General features: G+C 29.2%; 1 protein-coding gene. It reads left to right on the forward strand.

Annotation, left to right across the window (positions count from 1 at the left end; genetic code table 11):
• Positions 1 to 945 (forward strand): YaiO family outer membrane beta-barrel protein (locus ABJD66_RS11635; RefSeq protein WP_348131720.1); only part of this gene is annotated, 945 nt, incomplete at its 5' end.
• Positions 946 to 1,457: the final 512 nt, after the last annotated feature.

Genomic DNA, 1,457 nt, shown 5'->3' on the forward strand with positions numbered 1-1,457 from the left:
ATAGAAGTTTGGGTAGCCGCAATAAAAAATGAAATGTATGCTAAAAACTATAATATAGCTATTGGATTAGCCAATAAAGGATTAAAATCTATACCAGGAAATAAAGATTTAATTGCGTTAAAAAATGATGCCCTAACTGAAATAGAAAAAACAAATGTGGTTAATCAAGATTTAGCACAAACTATAGAACAAGAAGAACAATTAGAAACTGAAAGTAAAAATGCAATTTTAATAACAGCAGAGGCACAGTCTTTTAACAAAGTATATAGTACAATGTCTATTGCTAGTATTGCTTATAAACGCACTACTAAATACGGAGATGTAATACCAACAATTAATTATAGTAACAGGTTTAATACAAATGGTGTGCAGTTTCAATTAGATGCGTACCCCAAAATTGGTAAAAAAATGTATGCTTATACGAGCTATGCATTTTCAGATTCAGAAATTTTTCCTTCCCATAGAATAGGAGGTGAGTTGTACAGGTCTCTACCAAAGTCTTTAGAAGTATCTATAGGTGCACGCTATTTAGAATTTAGTGGTAAAAATGCAACGGTATTAACCGGTTCTGTTAGTTGGTATCCGGGTAACTATTATTTATCGTGGAGACCTTACGTAAACCCTAGTAATGATGGTTCTGTAAGTTTTTCTAATAGTTTTACGGCTCGTAGGTATTTAAAAGACAAATACAATTATTTAGATGTACAGTTTGGTTTTGGGTTTTCTCCAGAAACTACACAGTTAACAGAAAATAATGTTTTACTATCTGAATCTATTTTTTACTTAGAGTCACAAGATATTGCGCTAACCTATAATTTTACAGTAAAGAGCACCAAGAATATACTAGCAGCAACAGTAGGTTTAACAAGGCAAGAATTAATTTTTACTCCTAATGAGTTTTATTTGGCGGTAACTGGTAGGTTAAAATATCAATTTAATTGGTAATTATATTAAAGGTGATGTTTCACAACAAAAAAGAATAAGTTCACCACATTTAATTGTCACACCCAAAGTGTTTCTGTAGTTTTAGACCAGATTAGAAACCCAAATAACCTACTTATTATGTTATACGATACTTACGGAGAAGAATACCTAAACTTCTTACATGATTTAAACGAAATTTTAAGTCTTAATGAATTAATAGAATTAGATTACATATAAGTTTTATTCTTGTTTCTATACATTTAATAAACCCCAAAAAAATCTTTTGTTATGGCAAACCAAAACAACTCGGCTTACTTATCATTTGTAGAGAGCCTAAATGAAATTTTATCAGAAGTAAATATTACAAAACTAAATTATTCTTAGTTAGGTATTTACATTGAAAAAAATCATAAAAAAAGGAGCAACTAGTATTAGTTACTCCTTTTTTTATGATATAAAACTAAAGCTTATCCCAAATATGTTTTTAAGATTTTGCTTCTAGAGTTATGTTTTAATTTACGAATTGCTTTTTC

Source organism: Cellulophaga sp., assembly GCF_039943695.1.
Lineage (GTDB): Bacteria > Bacteroidota > Bacteroidia > Flavobacteriales > Flavobacteriaceae > Cellulophaga.